Raw genomic sequence first — 24941 nt, forward strand, 5'->3', positions numbered from 1 at the left:
TTAAGGGCAATCGGAAATTATCGTCGATTTTTGGGCCGGCCGGATCCCTGTGCCATAATGCGCGCGCCGGGCGCAAAGTCGGCACAGGCTGGACTTCCATGAACGACAAGGCCATGACTCAAGATCTGAACAAACTCAAGCGGGATCCGGAACGCACGCGCAAGCGCATTCTCGAGGCCGCGACCGAGGAGTTCTCCGAGCGCGGCTTGAGCGGCGCCCGGGTCGACAGCATTGCCCGTCGCGCCGACGTCAACGAGCGCATGCTGTATTACTACTTCGGCAACAAGGATCAGTTGTATCTTGCCGTGCTGGAGAAGGTCTACGGCGATTTCAACGACGCCGAACACGCGCTGCAGCTCGATGCGCTCGCGCCGCTCGATGCGGTCCGGGAACTGGCGCATTTCATCTGGAACTATTATCAGCAGCATCCGGAGCTGATTCGGCTGATCAACAACGAAAACCTTCACGAGGCGCGCCATATGCGCGAATCGACCCGGGTCCAGGCGTTCGTCTCACCGATTGTCGCGATGCTGGCGTCGGTGCTCGAGCGCGGCGAGGCCGATGGCACGATCCAGCCCGGCGTCGATCCGGTGCAATGTTATGTGACGATCTCCGGGCTCGGCTACTACGTGCTCTCCAATCGCCACACGCTGACCACCGTGATGGGGCGCGACCCTCTTGCGCCCGAGGAGCGGGCCCGCACGATGGCATTTCACACTGACATGCTGCTGAATTACCTGCGCGCGGGCGCCAAGCCGGCTAACTAGCGAGCGGAGGCCGTCTTGGCGACGGTCTTGGGCATCGGATTGTCGTAAGCGCGAATGAAATCCCTGATTTTCGGGTAAATCACCGTACGCCAGCGGCTTCCGGAGAAGATGCCGTAGTGTCCGCAACCCGGTGCCGTGAAGTGCTGGCGATGGCTCGCCGGAATGCCGGTGCAAAGGTCATGCGCCGCTTCGGTCTGGCCGCTGCCGGAAATGTCATCGAGTTCGCCCTCGATCGTGAACAGGGCAGTGCGAGTGATGTCCTGCGGGCGCACGCGCTCGCCACGTACATCCCACGTGCCCTTGGCCAGGCGAAATTCCTGGAACACAGTGTGAATGGTCTCGAGGTAATACTCGGCCGCCATATCGAGCACGGCGTTGTATTCGTCGTAGAAGCGGCGGTGGGCCTCGGCGTCGTCGTTGTCGCCGCGCAACAGGTCGAGGTAGTAGTCCCAATGCGAGGTGACGTGCCGATCGGGGTTCATCGCCACGAAGCCGGCATGCTGCAGGAAACCCGGATAGACCATTCGGCCGGCGCCCGGATAGTTGCTCGGCACCGCGTAAATGACGGTATCACGGAACCATTCGAAAGACTTGTTGGTGGCCAGCGAGTTGACCGACGTCGGACATTTGCGCGCATCGATCGGCCCGCCCATCATGGTCATGGTCTTGGGCGTGGGCTCGCCGTTGCTGGCCATCAGCGAGATGGCCGCCAGTACCGGTACGGTGGGCTGGCAAACCGAAATCACATGCAGATTTTCGGCGCCGATGTGGCGGATGAAATCCTGTATGTAGGCGACATAGTCGTCGAGATGGAACGGTCCTTCGGAGGCCGGCACCATGCGTGCGTCGTTCCAGTCGGTGATGTACACCTTGTGATCTTGCAGCAGTGTGCGCACGGTGTCGCGCAGCAGCGTGGAGTGATGGCCGGACAGCGGCGCGCAAACCAGCACGGTCGGCTCTTCCTTCATGCCCCGCACGGTATTGGTGTCGTCCGAGTAGCGTTTGAAGCGCAGCAGGCGGCAGAAGGGTTTCTCAATGATCGTCTGTTCGATGATCGGACACTTGCGACCGTCCTTTTCGATCTGGCGAATATCGAATTCCGGCTTTTCGTAGGCCTTGCCCAGCCGGTAAAGCAGTTCGTACCCGGCAGCGACCCGGGCGGCGCCGGGGATCAGGGCAAACGGGCTGGCGGGGTCGGCAAACGACTTTGCCGCGGCCTCTGCCCAGGCCGTCATCGGATTTAACCAGGCGCGCTGATATTCATGAATTTGATACAGCATGGCATGCCTTGGAACGAGGGGAATGATTTGATTATGCAGTACATTGATTTTGTGTGCAACGCAACAAAATCAATGGCTTGAATTTTTTGTTTCCAAAACGAACGGCCCGCCGAGGCGGGCCGTTTTCGTTGGACCACGGAGGGTCGACAGGGGTTAGCGCAGCACCTGGGCGATCGCAGTGACGACCGGGTCGATATTGGCGTTATTGAGCGCCGCGACGCAAATGCGACCGGTGCCGACCGCATAGATGCCGAATTCCGTCTTCAGGCGCTCGACTTGCTCCGCGCTCAGCCCGGAGTAGGAGAACATGCCACGCTGCTGTGCGACAAAGGAGAAGTCGCGCGCGACTCCCTGCGCCTTGAGCTTGCTCACCAATGCATGGCGCATGGTGCGGATGCGCTCGCGCATTTCGCCGAGCTCCTGCTCCCACAGCGCGCGCAGCTCCGGGCTGTTGAGCACTGCCGAGACGATCGAGCCGCCATGTGTGGGCGGGTTCGAGTAGTTGGTACGAATCACTCGCTTGACTTGCGACAGCACGCGGGTGCTTTCATCCTTGCTGGCGGTCACGATCGACAACGCGCCGACTCGCTCGCCATACAGGGAGAACGACTTGGAGAACGAGCTGGACACGAAGAAGCTCAGGCCAGCGTCGGCGAACAAGCGCACGGCTGCGGCGTCGGGTTCGATGCCGTCGCCGAATCCCTGGTAGGCGATATCGAGGAACGGCACCAGATCGCGTGCGCGTACCGCATCGACCACCTGTTGCCACTGGGCGGGGGCGAGATCGACGCCGGTCGGGTTATGGCAGCAGGCGTGCAGCACGACGATGGAGCGTGCCGGCAGCTTGCCCAGCGCATCGAGCATGCCGTCGAGATTCACGCCATGGGTGGCGGCGTCGTAGTACGGATAGGCCACCACCTCGAAACCGGCGGCAGAGAACAGCGCGCGGTGATTTTCCCAGCTCGGATCGCTGATGGCGACCTTGGCCGAGGGGTTGAGCTGGCGCAGGAAGTCGGCTCCGATCTTGAGCGCGCCCGTGCCGCCCAACGCTTGCGCGGTAACCACGCGACCTTCGGCAATCAATGCCGATTCGGCGCCGAACAACATCTTCTGCACCGCCTGGTCGTAGGCTGCGATGCCTTCGATCGGCAAATAGCCGCGCGGCGCCGCGGCCGCGACCCGTGCCTTCTCCGCTTCCTGCACGGCACGCAACAGCGGAATGCGTCCTTGATCGTTGTAGTACACGCCAACGCCAAGATTGACCTTGGTGGGGCGGGTATCGGCGTTAAAAGCTTCGGTCAGGCCAAGAATGGGGTCGCGAGGGGCCAGTTCGACGGCGGAGAAGAGCGTCATGATAGATCGGCTGTGAGAGAGGAAACGAGGGTCGGGCGTGCGCCCTGAGGGCGAAAACATATATTGTAACGGAGAAATATCGCCTTCGGCGGCGGCGCGGGACATGAGGGCGCCGCGCGCGCCGGGCTTGCCGAGTCCGAAGACGGTAGAATGCTCTTTTGCCGTCCGGGCGCAGGGCCCTGCCAAACGCCATGCCAGATTTGCACAAAGTTTCCGACGGGCTCGACGAGAGCAAATTCATCAGCTTCGAAGGCTCCCCCTACCGCTTGTATCAACCGTTCGCCCCGGCGGGCGACCAGCCCGAGGCGATTCGCCAACTGGTCGAGGGCATTGACGACGGGTTGTCCTTTCAGACGCTGCTGGGGGTGACCGGCTCCGGCAAGACTTTCACGATGGCCAATGTGATTGCCCGCCTCGGACGACCCGCCATTGTGTTCGCGCCGAACAAGACGCTCGCTGCGCAGCTGTATTCCGAGTTTCGCGAATTTTTCCCGCATAACGCGGTGGAATATTTCGTCTCGTACTATGACTACTACCAGCCCGAAGCGTATGTGCCGCAGCGCGACCTGTACATCGAGAAGGACTCGTCGATCAACGAGCACATCGAGCAGATGCGCCTGTCGGCCACCAAGAGCCTGCTCGAGCGGCGCGACACCGTGATTGTGGCGACGGTTTCGGCGATTTACGGGATCGGCAATCCGAACGAGTATCACCGAATGATCCTGGTGCTGCGCCAGGGCGACAAGATCGGCCAGCGCGAGGTCATCGCGCGGTTGATCGCGATGCAGTACACGCGCAATGACATGGATTTCGCGCGCGGCACCTTTCGGGTGCGCGGCGACACCATCGATATTTTCCCTGCCGAGCATGCGGAGTTGGCCGTGCGGGTCGAACTGTTCGACGATGAGATCGAGTCGCTGCAATTGTTCGATCCGCTCACCGGCCGCATACGGCAGAAAATTCCGCGCTTCACGGTGTATCCATCGTCGCACTACGTCACGCCGCGCGAGACGGTGATGCGCGCGATCGAGGCAATCAAGGAAGAACTGCGCGAGCGGCTCGATTTCTTCTACGCAGAAAACAAGCTGGTCGAGGCGCAGCGGCTCGAGCAGCGCACTCGCTTCGATCTCGAAATGCTGCAGGAGCTGGGTTTCTGCAAGGGCATCGAAAACTACTCTCGCCATTTGTCCGGCGCGCAACCGGGCGAACCACCGCCGACCCTGGTCGATTATTTGCCCAGTGACGCGCTGATGTTTCTGGACGAGTCGCATGTGCTGATCGGGCAATTCAATGGCATGTACAACGGCGACCGAGCCCGCAAGGAAAATCTGGTGAATTACGGATTCCGGTTGCCGTCGGCGCTGGATAACCGGCCGCTCAAATTCGCCGAATTCGAGCGCAAGATGCGCCAGGTGATCTTCGTCTCGGCCACGCCCGCCGATTATGAAAATCGTCAAGCCGGCCAGGTGGTCGAGCAAGTCGTGCGCCCGACCGGCCTCATCGATCCCGAGATCCTGGTGCGCCCAGCGCACAATCAGGTGGACGACGTACTGTCGGAAATCCACAAGCGGGTCAAGGTCAACGAGCGCGTGCTGGTGACGACGCTGACCAAGCGCATGGCTGAGCAGCTGACCGAATATCTGGCGGATAACGGCATCAAGGTGCGCTACCTGCACAGCGATATCGACACGGTTGAGCGCGTCGAAATCATTCGTGATTTGCGGCTCGGTGCGTTCGACGTGCTGGTCGGCATCAACTTGCTGCGCGAGGGGCTGGACATTCCCGAGGTGTCGCTGGTGGCGATTCTCGATGCCGACAAGGAAGGCTTCCTGCGGGCCGAGCGTTCGCTGATCCAGACCATCGGCCGGGCCGCGCGCAACATTCACGGACTGGCGATTCTCTACGGTGACAAGGTCACCGACTCGATGCGCCGGGCGATCGACGAGACCAATCGTCGGCGCGCCAAGCAGACAGCACATAACGAAGCGCTGGGGATTACGCCGACCTCCGTGACCAAGCGCATCAAGGACATCATCGACGGCGTGTACGACCCGGACGAGGCACGTGCGGAGCTGCAGGTTGCCGAGGAGCAGGCGCGATATCAGGAGATGAGCGAAAAGCAGTTGTCGAAGGAAATCAAACGGCTGGAAAAATTGATGCAGGAACACGCGCGCAATCTCGAGTTCGAGCAGGCGGCCCAGGTGCGAGACCAGTTGCTGCACGTCAAGCAGCAGGTCTTCGGCGCCGATGGTGCCGGAGAGATGGCAGCGCTGTGAAGCGCTGCCCAATAAAAATTGCGTTGTCGCGCGAATTTCTGGTTGCTTATTTTTCCCGACGCTATATACTTCACTCCCTCTGACGCGGGGTGGAGCAGTTGGCAGCTCGTCGGGCTCATAACCCGAAGGTCGCTGGTTCGAGTCCAGCCCCCGCAACCAGTCCGAATCATCGCCAAGGCCCGCCATCGCGCGGGCCTTGGCGTTTTCTGCGCGCCCGCGGCAGATTCGGCGTGCCTCGGACAACCGCGAATCACTGAAGGCAATGGCTTTTGCGTCAATGTGTTAGCGCACGCGTTAACACGTTATCAACAAGCTTGTGCACTTTTTCTGTGGATAAGGGCGCACGGTGATCAAGGCATTCGAAGCGGCATCGATGCCACCTTATAATTCGTCATCGCGTCAAGCCGGCGGCGCTTCCCGTTTTGATCTGATCAAATGCAGAAAGTCTCAGTCCTGTTCGTTTGCATGGGCAATATCTGTCGCTCGCCGAGCGCCGAGGGCGTGATGCGGCGCTTGGTCGTCGAGGCTGGGTTGGACGATGAGATCGTCATCGATTCGGCCGGCACCCACGGTTATCATCTGGGCCACGCCCCCGATGCACGCAGCCAGGCGGCGGCCGCCGCACGCGGCTACGACCTGACGGCACTGCGCTCGCGCCTGGTGACGACTGAGGATTTTCAGCGCTTCGACTGGCTCCTGGCGATGGACGCCGACAATCTCGCCGAATTGCGCGCGCGCTGCCCAGCCGCGCAACAGCACAAGCTGGCTTTGCTGATGCGATTCGCGAGCAAGCATGCTGCCGAGCATGTGCCCGACCCGTATTACGGCGCGGCGCAAGGTTTCGAGCAGGTGCTCGATTATGTCGAAGACGCCTGCGAGGGACTGCTGGCGCATTTGCGCGAACACTTGCGCGCCGACTCCTGAAAGATCTACATAACACGTCATGCTGCTGACCCTGCGCACGTACTGGAGGAAGTGGCGAGTCTCCCGCCATGCCGGACAGCAACTCGACGCACTGCTCGCGCACGCCGACCCCACCGCGCCGCTGGGCGTGCGCAATCAGTGGCTGATCGAGCTCGCGCATTGGCTGCATCGCGGCGGCTCGTTGCCTGACGAGTTGCGGCACGACGCGGTCGAGGCGACCGGCAAAGGCGCGACATTCCCGCCACACACCCGTCTGCGCTACCTGCTGCAAATGCTGGAGCGCAATCCCGCATGGCGTCTTGCGGTCGCGCGCACGCTGCGCTCGATCATCCACGAGAGCGATGCCATGTCTTTGCTTTGCGATACCGGCATGCCGGTGCGCTCAGGATTCTGGGGGGCGCTGGTCGAACGTCTCGAAACTCACCTGATTCCGCCGCCGCCGACGCGCCGTGATCTGGGCGCTCTCTTCACGTTAATGTTCAACTCGGCCGATGATGCCGAGTGGGTCGTCGAGTTGCCGGATGACCTGCGCATTGCGCTGGCCGACCTGCTGCAATTCGAGGTGACCGGCGATGAATGCGATTGGAACCGCTTTGCGCAAGACCTGATGGCGGCGATGCACAATCTGGTGAGCCAGATCGGCTCGACTGGCCTGTCGTATGCGGTGCGCACGCGGCTGGCCGAAGTGCGCACGACGGAGTTGCCGTTTTACCGCTTGAGCCGCGCCATGCAGGCGGTCGAAGATGCCGCGCAGGACTTCGGCAGTGGCGCACCGCCCAGCCAGCGCCTGCTTCAGCAAGTGAATTATTTCCGACTGGTGCTGGACGACTGTCGGCGTGCGATTGGCGAAGTGTATGCGCATTTGGACGACAACGGCGTCAGCGTCGAAATTGTCTTTCAGGTCGAGCGCATGCGCACCCGCATTCGCCGATTGGAGCGCCTGCTCGAGGCATGGCTGGCGACCGGCAACGATGCCCTCCAGGCGCGCATCAGCCTGCTGGCGGATCTCATTCGGGCAAACCGTGCCAGTCAGAGCGTGGCCTCGCTGGCGAGAACCTCGTTCGGCCTGCTTGCACGCAAGGTGGTCGAGCGCAGCGCCGAGACCGGTGAACACTACATTGCGAAGGACCGCCCGGCCTATCTGTCGATGCTGAAGATGGCAGCCGGCGGGGGGCTGGTGACGGTAGCCACTGTCTATTTGAAATTCTTTATCGTCGGCGCTCATTTGCAACCCATGGTGGAGGGTCTTCTGGCCGGCTTGAATTACGCGGCCAGCTTCCTGCTGATGCATTTTTGTCATTTCACCCTGGCGACCAAGCAACCGGCGATGACGGCACCGGCGATCGCCGGCAAGCTCGACGGCGTGCACACGCCGGAGGGCATGGCCGCCTTTGTGGATGAGGTGATCGCGTTGGTGCGCACGCAAGCGGCGGCCATTTTCGGCAACCTCGCGCTGGTTTTTCCCGGCTGCCTGCTGATCCAGTGGCTTGCCGCCAGCGCGCTGGGGGTCGACCTGATTTCCCCGGCCAAGGCCAGCGCGACGCTGACGTCCTTTTCGCTGCTTGGCTGGACGCCGATCTACGCGGCCCTGACGGGTGTTCTACTCTGGTTTTCCAGCGTGCTGTCGGGGTGGGCCGACAATTGGTTCGCGTTTCATCGACTGGGCGACGTGCTCGCCTATAACCGCCGGTTGCGTTTCGTTTTCGGTGACCGCGGCGCAGCCCGTCTCGCGGCGTTTTGTCGCGAGCATGTTTCCGGGGTCGTGGGCAATGCCGGTCTGGGCCTGATGCTGGGATTGGTGCCGGCAATTTTTACCGCTTTTGCCTTGCCGTTCGAAGTGCGCCACGTGACGCTGAGCATCGGGGCGATCGCCGCGGCATTGGGCGTGCTGGGCCCGCAAGCGCTGGATATGCGGGCGCTTTGGCTGGCTGTCTCCGGAATCACCAGTATGGCCATCCTGAATGTGGGGGTAAGTTTTATGCTAGCCTTTCAGATGGCGCTGCGCTCCCGCTCCCTGCGGCCCGTCGATCGACGGCAGATCCACCGCGCCATCTGGCGCGCAGTCTGGCGAAATCCTCTTTGTTTGATTTTTCCTATTGCGCCAAAAGCTAAAATCAATCCCGAATAACTTGACTAAATCTGTAGGGTATTTATACTTGAGCGAAATAGTCGAGATTATATCCCTGCACGATCATGAGACTCACCACGAAAGGACGTTTCGCCGTCACGGCGATGATCGACCTGGCCATGCGCCAGGACGGTGGGCCCGTGACGCTCGCGGGCATCAGTCAGCGTCAGCACATTTCCCTCTCTTATCTTGAGCAACTGTTCGGCAAGCTGCGCCGCCACGAGATCGTGGAGAGCGTGCGCGGCCCCGGCGGCGGCTACAGCCTGGCACGCCGCGCCGAAGACGTGACGGTGGCCGACATCATTATCGCGGTCGACGAGCCGCTGGATGCGACGCAATGCGGCAGCAAGGGCAATTGCGAAGGGCAGGATGGCGCCAAGCGCCAATGCATGACGCACGAATTGTGGGCGACATTGAACCAGAAGATGGTTGAGTACCTGGATTCGGTGTCTCTGAAGGATTTGGTGGAGCAGCAACGCAACAAACAAGCGCAGTCCTCGGTGCTGCATGATTCGCGCGAGGCGACGCCGGCGCGCAGCCTGGGCGCCAGAATTCCCAATTCCGTATTCGATATGGCTCGTTAGTAGCGCGAGCGCAGTGAGCTTTTGGAGCATTCATGAAAAACGACACCCTGCAACTCCCCATTTACATGGATTACAGTGCGACCACGCCGATCGATCCGCGCGTGGTGGACAAAATGCTGCCCTACTTGCGCGAACAGTTCGGTAACCCGGCGTCGCGCAGCCACTCGTTCGGCTGGGCCGCTGAGCGCGCTGTCGAAGAAGCACGGGAGCAGGTGGCGGCGCTGGTCAATGCGGACCCGCGGGAAATCATCTGGACCTCCGGTGCGACCGAGTCCGATAACCTGGCCCTCAAGGGCGCGGCGCATTTCTACCGCGGCAAGGGCAAACACATCATCACGCTCAAGACCGAACACAAGGCCGTGCTCGATACCTGCCGCGAGCTCGAGCGCGAAGGGTTCGAGGTGACCTACCTCGACGTCAAGGAAGACGGTCTGCTCGATATCGAAGCGTTCAAGCAAGCGCTGCGGCCCGATACCATTTTGGTTTCGGTGATGCTGGTCAACAACGAAATCGGCGTGATTCAGGACATTCCGCAGATCGGTGAAATCTGCCGCGACAAGGGCATTATTTTCCACGTCGATGCGGCTCAGGCCACCGGCAAGATGGCGATCGATCTGGCCAACTGGAAGGTCGACCTGATGGCGTTCTCGGCGCACAAGACCTATGGCCCCAAAGGCATCGGCGCGCTGTACGTGCGCCGCAAGCCGCGTGTGCGTATCGAGGCGCAGATTCACGGCGGCGGGCACGAGCGCGGGATGCGCTCGGGCACGTTGGCCACGCATCAGATTGTCGGCATGGGCGAGGCGTTCCGTCTGGCGCGCGAGGAAATGGCGGTCGAGAACGAGCGCATCCGGATGCTGCGCGACAAGCTGCTGCATGGCCTGACGCAGATGGAAGAAGTGTATGTCAACGGTGACATGGAGCACCGTGTGCCGCACAACCTGAACATTAGTTTCAATTTTGTCGAAGGCGAGTCGCTGATCATGGCGATCAAGGACGTGGCCGTCTCGTCGGGGTCGGCCTGCACGTCGGCTTCGCTGGAGCCTTCGTACGTATTGCGCGCGCTGGGCCGCAACGACGAACTGGCGCACAGCTCGATCCGTTTCACGGTTGGCCGGTTTACCACCGAGCAGGACGTCGATTATGTCGTCAAGTTGCTGCAGGGCAAGATCGCCAAGCTGCGCGACCTCTCGCCGCTGTGGGAAATGTACAAGGACGGCGTCGACCTGAACTCGATTCAATGGGCGGCGCATTGAGCGATCGCCAAACAGGTTATACGGAATACTAGGAGCGCGTTATGTCTTACAGCAACAAAGTTCTGGATCATTACGAAAATCCCCGTAACGTGGGGTCGTTCGACAAGGGTGACGATGCGGTCGGCACCGGCATGGTCGGTGCGCCGGCTTGCGGCGACGTGATGAAGCTGCAGATTCGGGTCAATGAACAGGGCGTGATCGAGGATGCCAAGTTCAAAACCTATGGCTGTGGCTCCGCTATCGCTTCATCGTCGCTGGTGACCGAATGGGTCAAGGGCAAGACGCTCGATCAGGCGCTGACGATCAAGAACACACAGATTGCCGAGGAGCTGGCGTTGCCGCCGGTGAAGATTCACTGCTCGATTCTTGCCGAGGACGCAATCAAGGCGGCCGTGGCCGACTACAAGCAAAAGCACGAGGCGGCAGCCGATCAGGCAGCGGCCTGATCGAACTGGCGGATTCGATATGGCAATTACATTGACCGAAAAAGCCGCGCAGCATGTCTCGCGCTATCTGACGCGGCGCGGCAAGGGCGTCGGCTTGCGGCTCGGCGTGAAGACGACCGGCTGCTCTGGCCTGGCATACAAGCTCGAGTACGCCGATGAGATCGAACCGCACGACGAAGTGTTCGAATGCCATGGCGTGAAGGTCATCGTCGATCCGAAAAGTCTGGCCTATATCGATGGCACGGAGCTCGACTTTGCGCGCGAGGGGTTGAACGAAGGATTCCGCTTCAATAACCCCAACGTCAAGGATGAGTGCGGTTGCGGTGAGTCATTCCGCGTCTGACTCGTCATCGACTGGCGTGCCGCGCCGGATCATCGGCTTTCATCTCGACGACGAAGGGCACTGGGTAGCCGAGCTGGCCTGCGGACACGGTCAGCACGTGCGTCACGATCCGCCCTGGCAAAGTCGCCCATGGACCCAATCGGCGCAGACGCGCGAGGCCCGCATCGGCAGTGTGCTGTATTGCCGGAAATGCGAACGCGGCGAGCCCGCCGACGCGTGGCAGGAGCGGGTCGAGCAATGATGGCGCCGCGCAGGCGCCAGGCGATGAATCAAGGCGGCGACAGCCGCTTTTTTTCTGGGGCGAATGCAGTAACGATAGTGGAGTGGCATGGCAGAGAACTCGGGACAGACTACAGGAACGGCAAACGCGCTCAAGGGCGATTACTTTGAACTGTTCGGCTTGCCGCAGCGCTTCGAGCTCGATCTGGCGGCGCTGGAGAGCGCCTATCGTGCCGTGCAGGGACAGGTCCACCCTGATCGTTTCGCCAGCGCAGGCGCCGCGCAGCGGCGCGCGGCGATGCAATGGGCGGCACAGGCCAACGAGGCATTCCAGACCCTGCGCCAGCCGCTCAAACGCGCGGTGTATCTGCTCGGCTTGCATGGCGTCGACGTGGCAGCCGAGAGCAACACCGCGATGGCGCCGGCGTTTCTGATGCAGCAAATGGAATGGCGCGAGACGATCGATGATGCGGTTGCCGCTGGCAATCCGGACGCGTTGGAGCGCTTGCTGGGCGAATTGCGCGACGAGAAGCGCGCGCGGTACCAGAAGCTTGGCGAGTGGCTCGACGGCAACGCGCACCAACCGGCGGCCGAGGCAGTGCGCCAACTGATGTTTATCGAGCGCGCAGAGCAGGAGATCGTACAGCGTATCGAGCGTTTGGAAGATATGGCGTGACGACGGCAGCCGAGCCGTCGCAGCGAGCTCGGCACCGACGTGACGCAGACCGATTAACGAGAGACTGGCCGGATGCAGGCGGCCGGCCCGATGCAAGCGAATTATGGCGTTACTACAAATTTCCGAACCGGGGATGTCACCCGCGCCGCATCAACGGCGCCTGGCGGTCGGCATCGACCTGGGAACCACGCACTCGCTGGTGGCGACGGTGCGCAATGGCGTGGCTGAAGTCCTGCCCGACGAGCGGGGCAGAGTGCTGTTGCCCTCGGTGGTGCGTTACCTGGCTGGCGGTCGCACGCATATCGGGCATGCCGCCAAGGACGCCGCGGTGGAGGATCCGCGCAATACGATCGTCTCGGTCAAGCGCTTCATGGGGCGCGGCCTGAGCGATGTCGCGGAAGCCGACAACGCGCCCTATGATTTCGTCGATGCCCCCGGCATGGTGCAGTTGCGTACCACCGGCGGCGTCAAGAGCCCGGTCGAGGTATCGGCGGAAATCCTCGCCACGTTGCGCCAACGCGCCGAGGATTCGCTCGGCGACGAACTGCTGGGCGCGGTCATCACGGTGCCGGCGTATTTCGATGATGCCCAGCGTCAAGCCACCAAGGACGCCGCGCAGCTGGCGGGTCTGAACGTGCTGCGCCTGCTCAACGAACCCACCGCGGCGGCGCTCGCGTATGGGCTCGATAATGGCGCCGAAGGCCTCTACGCCGTCTACGACCTGGGCGGCGGCACATTCGATATTTCCATCCTGCGGCTGACCAAAGGGGTGTTCGAAGTATTGGCCGCGGGTGGCGACTCCGCGCTTGGCGGTGACGATTTCGATCAGGCGCTCTATCGCTGGATCCTTGCCGAGGCCGGTTTGCCGGCAGCGCTCGCACCGCAGGACGTCCGGCAACTGTTGAATCAGGCGCGCACCGCCAAGGAGGCATTGTCCTCAACGGAGCAAACCGACATCGCGGCGACGCTCAGTGACGGCCGGGCGGTGAGCCTGACGATCAGCGCCGCGCAATTCGCCGGGTTGACGCAGCCCCTGGTGCAGAAAACCATCGGACCGATGCGCAAGGCGTTGCGTGACGCCGGCATTGGCGCGCAAGAGGTCAAGGGCGTTGTGCTGGTGGGCGGCGCCACGCGCATGCCGCATGTGCGCGCCGCGGTCGGCGAGTTCTTCGGCCAGCCGCCGTTGACCGATCTCGACCCTGACCAGGTGGTCGCGCTGGGCGCGGCGATTCAGGCCAATCTGCTGGCGGGCAATCGCGCGCCCGGCGACGATTGGCTGCTGCTCGATGTGATTCCATTGTCGCTCGGCGTGGAAACGATGGGCGGCCTGGTGGAAAAGATCATTCCCCGCAACTCGACCATTCCGGTCGCCCGCGCCCAGGAATTCACCACCTTCAAGGACGGCCAGACGGCGATGGCCATTCATGTCCTGCAAGGCGAGCGCGAACTGGCCAACGACTGCCGCTCGCTGGCCCGTTTCGAATTGCGCGGCATCCCGCCCATGGCCGCCGGCGCGGCCCGGATTCGCGTGACCTACCAGGTCGACGCCGACGGGCTGCTCTCGGTGGTGGCCCAGGAACTCCACTCGGGCGTGGAAGCGTCGATCGTGGTCAAGCCGTCTTACGGGCTGGCCGACGACGACATCGCGCGCATGCTGCAGGACAGTTTCAGTGCCGCCGAGGTCGACATGCGCGCACGTGCCCTGAGAGAAGAGCAGGTCGAGGCCGAGCGCTTGATCGCCGCGACCGAGAGCGCGCTGGATGCCGATCACGATCTGCTCGATGCGGCTGAGCGCACACGCATCGACGCGCAAATCGCCGCCTTGCGCACGCTAGCGACGGGCACCGATCACCTGGCGATCAAGGACGGCATCGACGCGCTTGGCCGTGCTACCGAGGATTTCGCCGCGCGCCGAATGGACAAGAGCATCCGGGCCGCGCTGGCCGGACGCAAGGTCAATGACCTGAATACGTGAACGGCTGATTCTCGCCGATTCGAATGCAAGAAACTGCGGACCGCAAAATGTCACAAATCGTTGTATTACCCCACGTCGAACTCTGCCCGGAAGGCGCCGTGCTGGAAGTCCCGCCGGGCAAAAGCATTTGCGACACGCTGCTCGATAACGGCATCGAAATCGAGCACGCGTGCGAGAAATCGTGCGCCTGCACCACCTGCCACGTGATCGTGCGTGAAGGGTTCGATACCCTCGAGCCCGCCGAGGACGACGAGGAAGATCTGCTCGACCGGGCCTGGGGGCTGGAACCCACCTCTCGCCTGTCGTGCCAGGCGATCGTGCCCGAGGGCGCCGAACTGGTTATCGAGATTCCGAAATACTCGATCAACCACGCTAAGGAAAATCACTGATCGTTGCCGCCGAACTCCCGTGAAGGCAGCCGACTTGAGGAGAATGACGATGAAATGGACCGATACGTTGGATATTGCGATTGCGTTGTACGAGACCCATCCCGACGTCGATCCGCGTTATGTGCGCTTTACCGATTTGCATAACTGGGTGATGTCGCTGGAGGACTTCGACGACGATCCGAAGCACTCTGGGGAGAAGATTCTCGAGGCGATTCAAATGGCGTGGATCGACGAAGCACGCTGAGCATCCGTCCGCGGCCTTGGCCTTGGATAAAAAAAGGGCGATCCCCAGAAGGATCGCCCTTTTTGATTGCGAGCCTGGCGGATACTATCCGGCCATCACAAGCCTGCCGTTCTCCAGCCGCACGCGGGTGCCCGGCTGCACGCCAGGGGCGCTACGGTAGTTGAAGCTGCGCCAGGTGCCGTTGTCCATATGGACGCTGACACGGTAATACGTTTCCGAACGCATATTCTTTTCGACTTCGTTGCCGGCCAGGCCGCCGCCCACGGCGCCGACGACCGTCATGGCGGCACGGCCGTTGCCGGCGCCGAACTGGTTGCCGAGCAGGCCGCCGGCCAGCGCCCCGCCAATGGCGCCGATACCCGTGCTGGCGCCTTGCGTACGCACCGGCGTGACCGATGCCACGGTACCGCATGCGCTGCAGGCGCTGGCACGTTGATGGGCCCGGGCTTCCTGCGCTTCGCGCGCACGCGCCTGGGCCGCGCGCTGCTCATCGGTGCGTGAAGGTGAGGGCGCGTGCTGCGCCTGCGTGACCGCAGGTGTCGGGCGGTCGGTGCCGAGCGCCTTGGGCAGCACGCCGGTGATGGCGGCTACCGCGACCAGACTGGCGATCAATACCGCGCCGGCGGCGGTCGCCACGAGCGGATGCAGGCGGCGTGATGAGTTATTGGTATCCATAGGAGATGCTCCCGCGTGTTCTGTATTCCGTATTCTTTTGGCGCCAGCCTGAGTGGGGGGCTGGCTTGCCGTAAGTGTCGGTGAATTGCCGGACCCCAATGGTTTCAATTTGTAACGGCTTGTAAGCCTGCCGGCCGTGGCGCATCGGGCAAACACCGTGTCGGACGTCGCGACAAGGATTGCGGGGCCACCGCGCGGGCGCGCGAGGGGTAACCGCTCAGAAACGGTTACAAATTCGGCTGCGGCTTTTCGAGCGCGACGCGCGCCCGACACCGGCCATCGGGCCATCGAACCATCGAACCATCGGGCAGCACCGGCGAGAGCGCAGAGCGGCTCGCAAAAATAGAAAAGGGCGGCCTGGGCCGCCCCGACAACGGTGCTGAGATACGGCTCAGTCTTCCCGGCGCATGTGAGGAAACAGAATCACGTCGCGAATATTTGCACTGTTGGTCAGCAGCATGACCAGACGGTCGATGCCGATGCCGCAACCACCGGTCGGCGGCATGCCGTATTCGAGCGCGCGAATGTAGTCGGCGTCGTAGAACATCGCTTCCTCGTCGCCCGCGTCCTTTTGCTCGACCTGCTTGCGAAAGCGCGCGGCCTGGTCTTCCGGATCGTTGAGCTCGGAGAACCCGTTGGCGATTTCACGTCCGGTAATGAACAGTTCGAAGCGTTCAGTGACACCGGGGATTCGATCCGAGGCGCGCGCCAGCGGCGACACTTCGACCGGGTAATCGACGATGAAGGTGGGCTCCCACAACTGGCTCTCCGCCGTCTCCTCGAACAGCGCCAACTGGAGCGCACCGAGCCCGGCGTTGAGAAAATTGGCGGCTTGCGTATCGACACCGAATTTCTTGAGTTCGGTGCGCAGGAATGCGGCATCCTGCAATTGCGCGTCCGTGTAGTGCGGCGCGTATTTCTGGATCGCAGCGCAAATTGTCAGGCGGTGAAACGGCTTGGAAAAATCCAGTTCGCGGCCTTGGTATTCGATGCGCGCCGCGCCGTGTGCGTCGGTCGCAGCCTGGCGGATCAGGTTTTCGGTGAAATCCATCAGCCACGTGTAATCGGTATAGGCCGCATAGAACTCCATCATCGTGAATTCCGGATTGTGGCGCGGCGAGACGCCCTCGTTGCGGAAGTTGCGATTGATCTCGAACACGCGTTCGAACCCACCGACGATGAGTCGCTTCAGATACAGTTCCGGTGCGATGCGCAGGTACATATCCATGTCCAGCGCATTGTGGTGCGTAATGAACGGCTTGGCTGCGGCACCGCCGGGAATCACATGCAGCATCGGCGTTTCGACTTCCATGAAGTCGGCGTCGGCCATGTATTTGCGGATCGAGGCGATCGCCCTGGTGCGCGCGGCGAACGTCGCGCGCGTCTCGGGCGATACGATCAGGTCGACGTAGCGCTGGCGATACCGGGTTTCCTGATCCGCCAGCCCGTGGAATTTGTCCGGCAACGGGCGCAATGCCTTCGACAGCAGGCGCAGTTCCTTGACGCGCACCGACAGTTCGCCCTTGTTGGTGCGGAACAGCACGCCGCGCGCGGCAATGATGTCGCCCATGTCCCAGTGCTTGAAGGCCGTCTGGGTTTGCGCTCCGACATCCTCGGCGCTGATGAAGAACTGAATCTGGCCCGTGGCATCCTGCACGGTGGCGAAGCTGGCTTTGCCCATGACGCGCTTGAGCATCATGCGGCCGGCTACCGCTACAGTGTGCTGGCGTGCCTCGAGTTCTTCCTTGGTGACCGTGCCAAAACTCGCATGCAGATCGCCGGCATGGTCGGTGGGCCGAAAGTCGTTGGGGTAGGCTACGCCGGCAGCCCGAATCGCCTGCAGCTTCTCGCGACGCTCGGCGATGATTTGGTTTTCGTCCAGCGCCTCCGGGGCGCTTGCGGGTGTGTTGCGGGAGTCGGTCATGGGCGGGATGGAGAGTTATTCGGTAAAGCGAAGCGCGTGCAGCAGCGCGTTTTTCATCTGGCCGTCGGGCGCGCCCAGCCAGATCAGTTCAGTCTTGTCCTCGTGATGCTTCGAGGCTTGCGGCGCGGCGCCAGGATCGCGCACGAACATGCCCACCATGGTGTCCGAGCGAGGCTCGAACAGAACGTGGATGTGCTCGCTCGGGCAGTCGTGCGGTTTGCAGCTCTCGGCGAGCAGCCACGGCTTGCCGTTGATCTGTATCCGTTGCGCCGGCGTCGACGTACCGCCGGTCCTGACCCAGCCGGGCAGACCCGCGCTGGCGATCAGCTGTCGGTAAGCATCGGCGAACATCGGCATTTTCAGCAAGTCATGCAGGTACGGGCCGGACGCCTCGCTGGCGAGCTCGCCGCCATCGTGCGCCGGCCGGCCGGCAAACCCGGACGAGGAAGCCGCGGCCGGCAGGCTCATGGAGCCGGCCTGAACGCTGGCAATTCCCAGTCCTGCCAATGCCAGTGCGCATAGCAGCCGACGCATCGTCACACCCCTTGCTTCAGGCTGGCAACGATGAAGTCATCCAGGTCGCCGTCGAGCACGGCGCGCGTGTTGCTGACCTCGACATTGGTGCGCAAATCCTTGATACGCGACTGATCGAGCACGTATGAGCGGATCTGATGACCCCAGCCCACGTCGGTCTTGCTCGACTCGAGTTTGTCCTGCTCGGCCTGGCGCTTGCGCAATTCGAACTCGAACAGGCGCGACTTGAGCATCGCCATGGCCTCGGCGCGATTGCGGTGCTGCGAGCGATCGTTCTGGCACTGCACGACGATGCCGGTCGGCAAGTGAGTGATGCGCACCGCCGAGTCGGTCTTGTTGATGTGCTGCCCGCCGGCGCCGGAGGCACGGAACGTGTCGATGCGCAGATCGGCGGGGTTGATGTCGACCTCGATCGAGTCGTCCACCTCCGGGTACACGAACACGCTCGAGAATGACGTATGACGGCCGCCCGACGAATCGAACGGCGACTTGCGCACCAGCCGGTGCACGCCTGTTTCGGTGCGCAGAAAGCCGTAGGCATACTCGCCGTTGACCTTGATCGTCGCGCTCTTGATGCCGGCCACATCGCCGGCCGATTCTTCGAGGATTTCCGTCTTGAAGCCCTTGCGTTCGCAATATCGCAAATATTGGCGCAGCAGCATCGCCGCCCAATCGCAGGCTTCGGTGCCGCCAGCGCCGGCCTGGATGTCGAGAAAGCAATTGTTCGGGTCGACCGGATTGTTGAACATCCGGCGAAACTCCATATCGCCGACACGTCGGGCAATCGCGGCGGTGTCGGCCTCGACGGCGAGCAACGTTTCTTCGTCGGACTCTTCGCGCGCCAAATCGAACAGATCCTGGGTATTGCGCAGGTCCCCGTCGAGCGAGGTCAGGGCGAGTACGACGCCTTCGAGCTGTTTCTTTTCCTTGCCGAGTTCCTGGGCGCGCTTGGCGTCGTTCCAGACGTTCGGATCTTCGAGCTCCCGGTTGACGGAGTCTAGACGCAGTTCCTTGGCATCGTAGTCAAAGATACCCCCGTAGCTCGCCGGCGCGGGTGCGCAGGTCGGCGAGCAAAGTTTCGATGGCGTTGAGGCGTTCGGCTTCCATGAGCAGCAGTCAGTTCGGGAGAAACAGAAATTATAGCCGATCGAGGCGAGCCGGTCCGGCCGGCGAAGCGATAAACGACGCGCGAAACCCTTGCAAACACGCCATTTACGCTCCCGCCGCGTGCTCGACGATCAGTTGCACGCGCGCCGCGCCGTTGAAGGTGTCGCTGGCCAGCCGATAGGCCACTAGCGCACGCTCGGGCAGCAGCACGTTATGGTTGAACCAAATGGCGTTGTAGCGCTGGCGCGGCTGGCCGGGGCGGCTCAGTTGCAGTTTCAGGTGCTTGTCCTTGAGCAGTGTCTGCGAGAGCACCTGGAATTCGCCGCAGAAGACCGGCGGCGGGAATCCCTGGCCCCATACCTGGCTGTCGAGCAGTTCCACGAAGGACGGCGAGAAGCATGTCTCGTCGTCGAGGTCGCCGTCGGTTTCAATCACCCGAGAGAGGGCTTTTTCGTCCAGCCACTCGCTGCCGACCGCCTCGAAGGCGGCGGCGAAACGGTCGACGTCGTCGGCTTGCAGGGTCAGTCCGGCCGCCATCGCGTGCCCGCCGAATTTACGGATCAGGCCGGGATCGCGCTTGGTTACGAGGTCGAGCGCATCGCGCAGATGAAAGCCGGGAATCGAGCGGCCCGAGCCCTTGACCAGGCCGTCGTCGCCTGGCGCGAAAACGATCGTCGGTCGATAGAATTTTTCTTTCAGGCGCGCCGCGACGATGCCGATGACACCCTGGTGCCAGGTGTCGTTGAAAACGCACAGGGTCGAGGCTCGCCGCGGGTCGAAGCGGGCCAGGTCGGCCAGCGCTTCCTGCTGCATGCCGGTCTCGATCTCGCGCCGCTCGCGGTTCATGGCGTCGAGTTCCTGCGCCAGCTGCCAGGCGCGCCCGCTATCGTCGGTGAGCAGGCATTCGATGCCCAGCGACATATCGGCAAGCCGGCCCGCCGCATTCAGGCGCGGGCCGAGACCGAAGCCGAGATCGAAGCCGCCGGCGGTGCGAGCGTTGCGCCCGGCCGCCCGAAAGAGCGCGGCGATACCCGGTTGCATTCGCCCGGCGCGAATGCGGGAAAGACCTTGCGCCACCAGGATGCGGTTGTTGCTGTCGAGCTTGACCACGTCGGCGACCGTGCCCAGCGCGACCAGGTCGAGCAGGGCATCCAGGCGCGGCTGGCTGGCGGCATCGAAATGGCCGCGTTGGCGAAGTTCGGCGCGCAGCGCCAGCAGCACGTAAAACATCACGCCGACGCCGGCCAGATGCTTGCTCGCGAAGGTGCAGCCCGGCTGATTGGGATTGACGATGCAGCGCGCCTGCGGCAGCGTGTCGCCGGGCAAGTGGTGGTCGGTGACGACGACGTCGATGTTCAGCGCCTGGGCGGCGGCGACACCGTCGAGGCTGGCGATGCCGTTGTCGACGGTGATCAGCACGTCCGGCGCGCCGCCGCGCCGGCGCGCGGCCAGCGCGACGATTTCGGGCGTCAGGCCATAGCCGTATTCGAAGCGGTTGGGCACCAGGTAATCCACCTCCGCGCCCATCGTGCGCAGCCCGCGTACGGCGACGGCGCATGCCGTGGCACCGTCGCAGTCGTAGTCGGCCACCACCAGCATGCGCCGCCGCGCGGTGATGGCGTCGGCCAAAAAGGCGGCCGTCGCGTCGATGCCTTTGAGTTCGGAGGGCGGCAGCAGGCGTGATAGTCCGCTCTCCGTTTCGGCGGCCTGAGTGATACCGCGCGCCGCATACAGGCGCGCCAGAACCGGGTGCAAACCGGCGTTGCTCAACGCCTCGGCTGCTGCGGCAGGGTAGCTGCGGGTGACAAGTTGCGTCATATCGCGCTCAAGCCGGCCAGCCGGCTCGCCAGCGGCCCACGACGCCAGAATTTGCGCAGGTCGCCGCGCCGGGCCAGCAGTGTTACTTGCTGGGTGTCGCCGCATAGCGTGAGGCTCAGACGCGCCAGATCGCCCTGCTCCAATTGCGCCAGCGCCGGCGCGAACCAGGCGTTTTCCAGGCGCACCAGCGCATCGCGCCAGCGGGCCCAATCCTGGCGGACGAAGTGGCCGGCAAGCTCGCCCAGTTCGACCAGCGTGGTGCCCGCCGGCCACGTCGTCGGGCTCGGGCAGTCGTCGGCCGGCGTGCCGACGGGAATGCTGTGGTGCAACGCGAGCCCTCGCGTCGCCGGGTTTTCGCTGTGCACTGCCGCAAGATGCCGGCCGGGCCCATCTGCCGAAGCGAGCCTGCCGCCGCCATACAGCCATACGGAATTCACCGGCGGCAGGCCAAGCGCTTCTCGGCGCGCGTTGACCGGGTGATCGAACCAGGTCATCTGGATCTCGTTCTGCAATTTCAACCAGGCACGGGCGCCATCGCCGCTGGGCATCCAGATGTCGATGTTATGGCCGCAGGCACGCAGCAGCGACGTCGTATGCAAGGCGCCCAGCGCGTCGTCGGCCAGATACCAACGCGCCGGCCGGGTGCCGGATGGGGCAAGCAGTGCGGCGTCGCCAGCTATCAGCGGCAGCGCGGCCGCGTGCAGGGCTGCGGCGTCCTGCGCATTGAGTTCGAGGTCCGACGGATCGGTTAATACGAGGTGATCGCGTGCGATGTGAATGTGTACCGGCTGCGCGCAGAACCAGGTGCGCTCGCCCGGCACGCCGCCATCGGCCAGCAACATGTATGGTGCCAGCGGCGTCTGGTCGCCGGACTCGGTCAAGCCGAAAGTACGCGCGAGCCAGCGCTCGTGCGGCAACGTATGCTGAAACGGGTCGGCCGGCGCGTGATGATCGGTCAGACTGGCGCGCGCCAGCAACTTTTCCAGCGCGGGCAACTCCAATCCGGCGACGAGTGCGGCTGCCTCGGCTGCTGGCGGCAGTACGAAGGGCACCAACAGATGTAGGGCGGGTGTATCCATAGTGTGCGAATTGTATGGCAAACTGCGCCCTGGCAGGCCGATACCCTACTGTCAAGTTACTAGAAAACAAGGTTAAGCTTGAAATTTCCCTACGAATGGCAAATAGGCTGGCGCTACACCCGCACGGGCAAGCGATCGTCCAACAACAGTTTCATTTCCTTCATTTCGCTGATCTCGATGTCGGGTATCGCGCTCGGCGTGGCGGCGCTGATCATCGTGCTGTCGGTGATGAACGGCTTTCAGAAGGAAGTGCGTGACCGCATGCTTTCGGTGCTGGCGCATATTGAGATCTTTTCCGTTGACGGCAGCATTCCCGACTGGCACCTGACGGCAACCCAGGCATTGACTAACAAGGAGGTGATGGCCGCCGCGCCTTATGTCGGCGAGCAGGCGATGCTCACGCGTGACGACGTCGTGCGCGGCGTGGTGCTGCGCGGTGTCGAGCCCAGCGCGGAGGCCAACGTCTCGGGGATCGCCAAGGATATGAAGCAAGGCTCGCTGAGCTCGCTCAAGCCAGGCAGCTTCGGCATTGTGCTGGGCCGGGAACTGGCCGAGGCGCTGGGGGTTCAGGTGGGCGACAAGGTGACGCTGGTGGCGCCCGAGGGCACCATTACGCCGGCGGGCATGTTGCCGCGAGTCAAGCAGTTTACGGTCACCGGTATTTTCATGGCCGGTCACTACGAGTTCGACAGCACGCTCGCGCTGATCAATATCAAGGACGCCGAGGTGTTATACCGACTGAGCGGGCCGACCGGCGTGCGACTCAAGCTCCACGACATGGAGCGTGCGCCGATCGTGGCGCGGGAACTGGCCCATACGCTCACCGGCGACCTGTGGGTGCGCGACTGGACCCAGCAAAACAAGAACTGGTTCGTCGCGGTGCAGACCGAGAAGCGCATGATGTTCATCATCCTGACACTCATCATCGCTGTAGCAGCGTTCAATCTGGTCTCGTCGTTGGTCATGACGGTAACCGACAAGCAGGCGGACATTGCTATCTTGCGCACCCTTGGTGCGCAACCGTCGTCGATCATGAAGATTTTCATTGTGCAGGGCATCACGATCGGTTTTATCGGGACGCTGCTCGGCGTCGGCTTCGGTAGCCTGATTGCCGCCAATATCAGCACTATCGTGCCGTTTATCGAGCGCCTGTTCGACGTTCATTTCTTGCCGCAAAGCGTGTATTTCATCAGCGAGTTGCCGTCCGACCTGCGCTCGGGCGATGTCACTCGCATCGGTGTGATTTCCTTCATCCTCGCTTCGCTGGCGACCATTTACCCGAGCTGGCATGCCGCGCGTGTCAAGCCGGCGGAGGCCCTGCGCTATGAATAACGTCACGCCAATGGCCGGCAGCGGGGGCGGTGACATCGTGCTGCAGGCGCGCGATGTGCACAAAACCTTTCAGCAGGGCCAACTCAACGTCAACGTGCTGCATGGCGTCAATCTCGACATCCGGCATGGCGAGAAAGTCGCGATCGTCGGTTCCTCCGGCTCCGGCAAGAGCACGCTGCTGCACGTGCTGGGTGGTCTGGACGAGCCCACGAGCGGCAATGTATCGCTGCTCGGGCAGCCCTTCACGGCCTTGCGCGAGCGGGAAAAAACCGACCTGCGCAACCGGTCGCTCGGCTTCATCTATCAGTTTCACCATTTGCTGCCCGAGTTCAGTGCGCTCGACAACGTCGCGATGCCGCTGCTGATACGCCGGCAGGACACTGCCGAGGCGCACGCGGCAGCACAGGCGATGCTCGAGCGAGTCGGCCTGGGCAACCGCGTCAAGCATCGGCCCAGCGAGCTATCGGGCGGCGAGCGGCAACGGGTCGCGGTGGCGCGTGCGCTGGTGACGCATCCGGCATGCGTGCTGGCCGACGAACCGACCGGCAATCTCGACGGCGCCAGCGCCGACACGGTTTTTGCTCTGATGCTGGACTTGAGCACCCGGCTCAACACCAGTTTCGTCATCGTCACGCACGATATCGATCTGGCGCATCGCTGCGACCGCATTTTGCGCTTGAAGGACGGCGTGCTGTCTGCCTGAGCGCACGCTGCACCGTGACATCTCCCCCCGAATCCGGCGTGCGTTGCAAGGCGCCTGCTCGTACAATGTTTTCGATGGGAGATTGACGCATGTGGATCGACACACACTGTCACCTGGATGCCGGGGAATTCGACGATGACCGCGATGCGGTGGTGAGCGCCGCCGAGCGCGCCGGCGTTCGAGGGATCGTCGTGCCGGCCGTCTCGCGGGACAATTTCGGCGCCGCGCGCGACGCCGCTCATCGCTTTGCCGGGGGCGCCTTTGCGCTGGGAATTCATCCGATGTACACGCCGCATGCGGCCGAGGCCGACCTGGCGGTGCTGCGCGACGCCGCGCAGGCCGCACTGGGGGACGCGCGCTTCGTCGCCATCGGCGAGATCGGTCTCGATTTCTTTGTCGAAGGACTCGACGCCGAACGTCAGCACTTCTTTTACGTCGAGCAATTGAAAATTGCGCGCGAGCTCGATTTGCCGGTCATTCTTCACGTCAGGCGTTCGCAGGATGCATTGCTCAAACAATTGCGTCGCTTCGACGTGCGCGGCGGTATTGCTCATGCGTTCAACGGCAGCTTTCAGCAAGCCGAGGCGTTTATCGAGCGCGGTTTCAAGCTCGGTTTCGGTGGCGCGCTGACCTTCGAGCGGGCACTGCAAATTCGTCGCCTGGCGACCCAACTGCCGCTCGATGCGCTCGTCATGGAGACCGACGCACCGGACATTCCTCCCGCCTGGCGCTACAAGCAGCGCAACGATCCCGGGCAGTTGCCGCGCATGGCGGAAATTCTGGCCGGTCTGCGTGGTATCGAGCCGGAGATACTTGAGGCCGCTACAACGCAAAATGCCTATGCGGCACTGCCGCGCCTGCGCGCAGTGCTGGCCGACGCAAACGCCCGCTGACCAGCCGGCGCGGGTC

At 62.8% G+C, this 24941-nt stretch carries 24 protein-coding genes and 1 tRNA gene; 17 read left to right on the top strand and 8 right to left on the bottom strand.

The window, feature by feature from the left end; all coding sequences use genetic code 11:
* Nucleotides 1–113 precede the first annotated feature (113 nt).
* On the top strand, nucleotides 114–767 hold the full coding sequence (locus PATSB16_RS04900) for a TetR/AcrR family transcriptional regulator (RefSeq protein WP_047216271.1): 654 nt from the start codon (nucleotides 114–116) through the stop codon (nucleotides 765–767).
* Here PATSB16_RS04900 and PATSB16_RS04905 read toward each other — a convergent pair.
* Entirely contained in the window at nucleotides 764–2047 is a 1284-nt protein-coding gene (locus PATSB16_RS04905) for a polyhydroxyalkanoate depolymerase (protein WP_047212891.1), read from the bottom strand. The two genes, PATSB16_RS04900 and PATSB16_RS04905, sit on opposite strands and share 4 nt — an antisense overlap.
* A 153-nt stretch (nucleotides 2048–2200) precedes the next feature.
* Complete coding sequence (locus PATSB16_RS04910) at nucleotides 2201–3400, bottom strand: amino acid aminotransferase (RefSeq protein ID WP_047212892.1); 1200 nt, start codon at nucleotides 3398–3400, stop codon at nucleotides 2201–2203.
* Between the two features lie 191 nt (nucleotides 3401–3591).
* Here PATSB16_RS04910 and uvrB point away from each other — a divergent pair, with 191 nt between their 5' ends.
* The 13 genes from uvrB (at nucleotide 3592) to iscX (ending at nucleotide 14860) form a co-directional block, all read left to right on the top strand.
* On the top strand, nucleotides 3592–5676 hold the full coding sequence (uvrB, locus tag PATSB16_RS04915) for an excinuclease ABC subunit UvrB (protein ID WP_047212893.1): 2085 nt from the start codon (nucleotides 3592–3594) through the stop codon (nucleotides 5674–5676).
* 83 nt (nucleotides 5677–5759) lie between these two features.
* A tRNA-Met gene (locus PATSB16_RS04920) sits at nucleotides 5760–5835 on the top strand.
* A 276-nt stretch (nucleotides 5836–6111) separates the two neighbouring features.
* Nucleotides 6112–6600 (top strand): low molecular weight protein-tyrosine-phosphatase, encoded by a 489-nt coding sequence (locus PATSB16_RS04925; RefSeq protein ID WP_047212894.1) that lies wholly within the window; start codon nucleotides 6112–6114, stop codon nucleotides 6598–6600.
* Nucleotides 6601–6619: 19 nt separating this feature from the next.
* Entirely contained in the window at nucleotides 6620–8728 is a 2109-nt protein-coding gene (locus tag PATSB16_RS04930; RefSeq protein ID WP_047212895.1) for a site-specific recombinase, read from the top strand.
* Between the two features lie 65 nt (nucleotides 8729–8793).
* Nucleotides 8794–9312, top strand: a complete 519-nt coding sequence (iscR, locus tag PATSB16_RS04935) for a Fe-S cluster assembly transcriptional regulator IscR (protein WP_047212896.1) — start codon at nucleotides 8794–8796, stop codon at nucleotides 9310–9312.
* 32 nt (nucleotides 9313–9344) lie between these two features.
* Nucleotides 9345–10568: an IscS subfamily cysteine desulfurase gene (locus PATSB16_RS04940; protein ID WP_047212898.1), complete on the top strand. Its 1224-nt coding sequence runs from the start codon at nucleotides 9345–9347 to the stop codon at nucleotides 10566–10568.
* Between the two features lie 41 nt (nucleotides 10569–10609).
* The gene (gene iscU / locus PATSB16_RS04945; protein WP_047212899.1) at nucleotides 10610–11014 is read left to right on the top strand and encodes a Fe-S cluster assembly scaffold IscU; all 405 of its coding nucleotides are present in this window, start codon (nucleotides 10610–10612) and stop codon (nucleotides 11012–11014) included.
* 19 nt (nucleotides 11015–11033) lie between these two features.
* Complete coding sequence (iscA, locus tag PATSB16_RS04950; protein WP_047212901.1) at nucleotides 11034–11357, top strand: iron-sulfur cluster assembly protein IscA; 324 nt, start codon at nucleotides 11034–11036, stop codon at nucleotides 11355–11357.
* A 16-nt stretch (nucleotides 11358–11373) separates the two neighbouring features.
* Complete coding sequence (locus PATSB16_RS04955; protein ID WP_047212903.1) at nucleotides 11374–11598, top strand: DUF3565 domain-containing protein; 225 nt, start codon at nucleotides 11374–11376, stop codon at nucleotides 11596–11598.
* An 87-nt stretch (nucleotides 11599–11685) separates the two neighbouring features.
* Nucleotides 11686–12252, top strand: a complete 567-nt coding sequence (gene hscB / locus PATSB16_RS04960; protein WP_047212904.1) for a Fe-S protein assembly co-chaperone HscB — start codon at nucleotides 11686–11688, stop codon at nucleotides 12250–12252.
* Between the two features lie 103 nt (nucleotides 12253–12355).
* Nucleotides 12356–14227, top strand: a complete 1872-nt coding sequence (gene hscA, locus PATSB16_RS04965) for a Fe-S protein assembly chaperone HscA (protein WP_047212906.1) — start codon at nucleotides 12356–12358, stop codon at nucleotides 14225–14227.
* Between the two features lie 47 nt (nucleotides 14228–14274).
* Nucleotides 14275–14616, top strand: a complete 342-nt coding sequence (gene fdx, locus PATSB16_RS04970) for an ISC system 2Fe-2S type ferredoxin (protein ID WP_047216272.1) — start codon at nucleotides 14275–14277, stop codon at nucleotides 14614–14616.
* Between the two features lie 49 nt (nucleotides 14617–14665).
* Nucleotides 14666–14860 (top strand): Fe-S cluster assembly protein IscX, encoded by a 195-nt coding sequence (gene iscX, locus PATSB16_RS04975; RefSeq protein ID WP_425320098.1) that lies wholly within the window; start codon nucleotides 14666–14668, stop codon nucleotides 14858–14860.
* Nucleotides 14861–14944: 84 nt separating this feature from the next.
* Here the strand turns inward: iscX and PATSB16_RS04980 are convergent, their stop codons facing one another.
* The 6 genes from PATSB16_RS04980 to PATSB16_RS05005 form a co-directional block, all read right to left on the bottom strand.
* Nucleotides 14945–15535: a glycine zipper 2TM domain-containing protein gene (locus PATSB16_RS04980; RefSeq protein ID WP_047212909.1), complete on the bottom strand. Its 591-nt coding sequence runs from the start codon at nucleotides 15533–15535 to the stop codon at nucleotides 14945–14947.
* Nucleotides 15536–15926: 391 nt separating this feature from the next.
* The gene (lysS, locus tag PATSB16_RS04985; protein WP_047212911.1) at nucleotides 15927–17459 is read right to left on the bottom strand and encodes a lysine--tRNA ligase; all 1533 of its coding nucleotides are present in this window, start codon (nucleotides 17457–17459) and stop codon (nucleotides 15927–15929) included.
* Nucleotides 17460–17474: 15 nt separating this feature from the next.
* Nucleotides 17475–17993 carry an Ivy family c-type lysozyme inhibitor gene (locus PATSB16_RS04990; RefSeq protein WP_052892571.1) on the bottom strand — a complete coding sequence of 173 codons (519 nt, stop codon included), beginning with the start codon at nucleotides 17991–17993 and terminating at the stop codon, nucleotides 17475–17477.
* A gap of 2 nt (nucleotides 17994–17995) precedes the next feature.
* Nucleotides 17996–19100, bottom strand: a protein-coding gene (gene prfB, locus PATSB16_RS04995) for a peptide chain release factor 2 (RefSeq protein WP_156884603.1) whose coding sequence is annotated in 2 segments (ribosomal slippage) — nucleotides 17996–19018 and nucleotides 19020–19100 — 1104 coding nt in all. Because the reading frame shifts where the segments join, the coding sequence is not laid out codon by codon here.
* A 105-nt stretch (nucleotides 19101–19205) separates the two neighbouring features.
* On the bottom strand, nucleotides 19206–20918 hold the full coding sequence (recJ, locus tag PATSB16_RS05000) for a single-stranded-DNA-specific exonuclease RecJ (RefSeq protein ID WP_047212914.1): 1713 nt from the start codon (nucleotides 20916–20918) through the stop codon (nucleotides 19206–19208).
* The gene (locus PATSB16_RS05005; protein WP_047212915.1) at nucleotides 20915–21997 is read right to left on the bottom strand and encodes a hypothetical protein; all 1083 of its coding nucleotides are present in this window, start codon (nucleotides 21995–21997) and stop codon (nucleotides 20915–20917) included. The genes recJ and PATSB16_RS05005 overlap by 4 nt, the downstream gene beginning before the upstream one ends.
* Before the next feature lie 78 nt (nucleotides 21998–22075).
* On the opposite strand from PATSB16_RS05005, the gene PATSB16_RS05010 reads away from it, so the two are divergent.
* From PATSB16_RS05010 to PATSB16_RS05020, 3 genes are all read left to right on the top strand, one after another.
* Nucleotides 22076–23329 carry a lipoprotein-releasing ABC transporter permease subunit gene (locus PATSB16_RS05010; RefSeq protein ID WP_047212916.1) on the top strand — a complete coding sequence of 418 codons (1254 nt, stop codon included), beginning with the start codon at nucleotides 22076–22078 and terminating at the stop codon, nucleotides 23327–23329.
* Entirely contained in the window at nucleotides 23322–24032 is a 711-nt protein-coding gene (gene lolD / locus PATSB16_RS05015) for a lipoprotein-releasing ABC transporter ATP-binding protein LolD (RefSeq protein WP_072628608.1), read from the top strand. Before PATSB16_RS05010 ends, lolD begins: the two co-directional genes overlap by 8 nt.
* Before the next feature lie 89 nt (nucleotides 24033–24121).
* Nucleotides 24122–24925 (top strand): TatD family hydrolase, encoded by an 804-nt coding sequence (locus PATSB16_RS05020; RefSeq protein ID WP_047212918.1) that lies wholly within the window; start codon nucleotides 24122–24124, stop codon nucleotides 24923–24925.
* Nucleotides 24926–24941 lie beyond the last annotated feature (16 nt).

Origin of the sequence: Pandoraea thiooxydans (genome assembly GCF_001931675.1) — a bacterium.
Taxonomy (GTDB): Bacteria; Pseudomonadota; Gammaproteobacteria; order Burkholderiales; family Burkholderiaceae; genus Pandoraea; species Pandoraea thiooxydans.

Coding starts and splice junctions, on each gene's coding strand:
- PATSB16_RS04900 (WP_047216271.1), top strand. CDS start 114: ATGACTCAAGATCTGAACAAACTCAAGCGGGATCCGGAACGCACGCGC.
- PATSB16_RS04905 (WP_047212891.1), bottom strand. CDS start 2,047: ATGCTGTATCAAATTCATGAATATCAGCGCGCCTGGTTAAATCCGATG.
- PATSB16_RS04910 (WP_047212892.1), bottom strand. CDS start 3,400: ATGACGCTCTTCTCCGCCGTCGAACTGGCCCCTCGCGACCCCATTCTT.
- uvrB (WP_047212893.1), top strand. CDS start 3,592: ATGCCAGATTTGCACAAAGTTTCCGACGGGCTCGACGAGAGCAAATTC.
- PATSB16_RS04925 (WP_047212894.1), top strand. CDS start 6,112: ATGCAGAAAGTCTCAGTCCTGTTCGTTTGCATGGGCAATATCTGTCGC.
- PATSB16_RS04930 (WP_047212895.1), top strand. CDS start 6,620: ATGCTGCTGACCCTGCGCACGTACTGGAGGAAGTGGCGAGTCTCCCGC.
- iscR (WP_047212896.1), top strand. CDS start 8,794: ATGAGACTCACCACGAAAGGACGTTTCGCCGTCACGGCGATGATCGAC.
- PATSB16_RS04940 (WP_047212898.1), top strand. CDS start 9,345: ATGAAAAACGACACCCTGCAACTCCCCATTTACATGGATTACAGTGCG.
- iscU (WP_047212899.1), top strand. CDS start 10,610: ATGTCTTACAGCAACAAAGTTCTGGATCATTACGAAAATCCCCGTAAC.
- iscA (WP_047212901.1), top strand. CDS start 11,034: ATGGCAATTACATTGACCGAAAAAGCCGCGCAGCATGTCTCGCGCTAT.
- hscB (WP_047212904.1), top strand. CDS start 11,686: ATGGCAGAGAACTCGGGACAGACTACAGGAACGGCAAACGCGCTCAAG.
- hscA (WP_047212906.1), top strand. CDS start 12,356: ATGGCGTTACTACAAATTTCCGAACCGGGGATGTCACCCGCGCCGCAT.
- fdx (WP_047216272.1), top strand. CDS start 14,275: ATGTCACAAATCGTTGTATTACCCCACGTCGAACTCTGCCCGGAAGGC.
- iscX (WP_425320098.1), top strand. CDS start 14,666: ATGAAATGGACCGATACGTTGGATATTGCGATTGCGTTGTACGAGACC.
- PATSB16_RS04980 (WP_047212909.1), bottom strand. CDS start 15,535: ATGGATACCAATAACTCATCACGCCGCCTGCATCCGCTCGTGGCGACC.
- lysS (WP_047212911.1), bottom strand. CDS start 17,459: ATGACCGACTCCCGCAACACACCCGCAAGCGCCCCGGAGGCGCTGGAC.
- PATSB16_RS04990 (WP_052892571.1), bottom strand. CDS start 17,993: ATGCGTCGGCTGCTATGCGCACTGGCATTGGCAGGACTGGGAATTGCC.
- recJ (WP_047212914.1), bottom strand. CDS start 20,918: ATGACGCAACTTGTCACCCGCAGCTACCCTGCCGCAGCAGCCGAGGCG.
- PATSB16_RS05005 (WP_047212915.1), bottom strand. CDS start 21,997: ATGGATACACCCGCCCTACATCTGTTGGTGCCCTTCGTACTGCCGCCA.
- lolD (WP_072628608.1), top strand. CDS start 23,322: ATGAATAACGTCACGCCAATGGCCGGCAGCGGGGGCGGTGACATCGTG.
- PATSB16_RS05020 (WP_047212918.1), top strand. CDS start 24,122: ATGTGGATCGACACACACTGTCACCTGGATGCCGGGGAATTCGACGAT.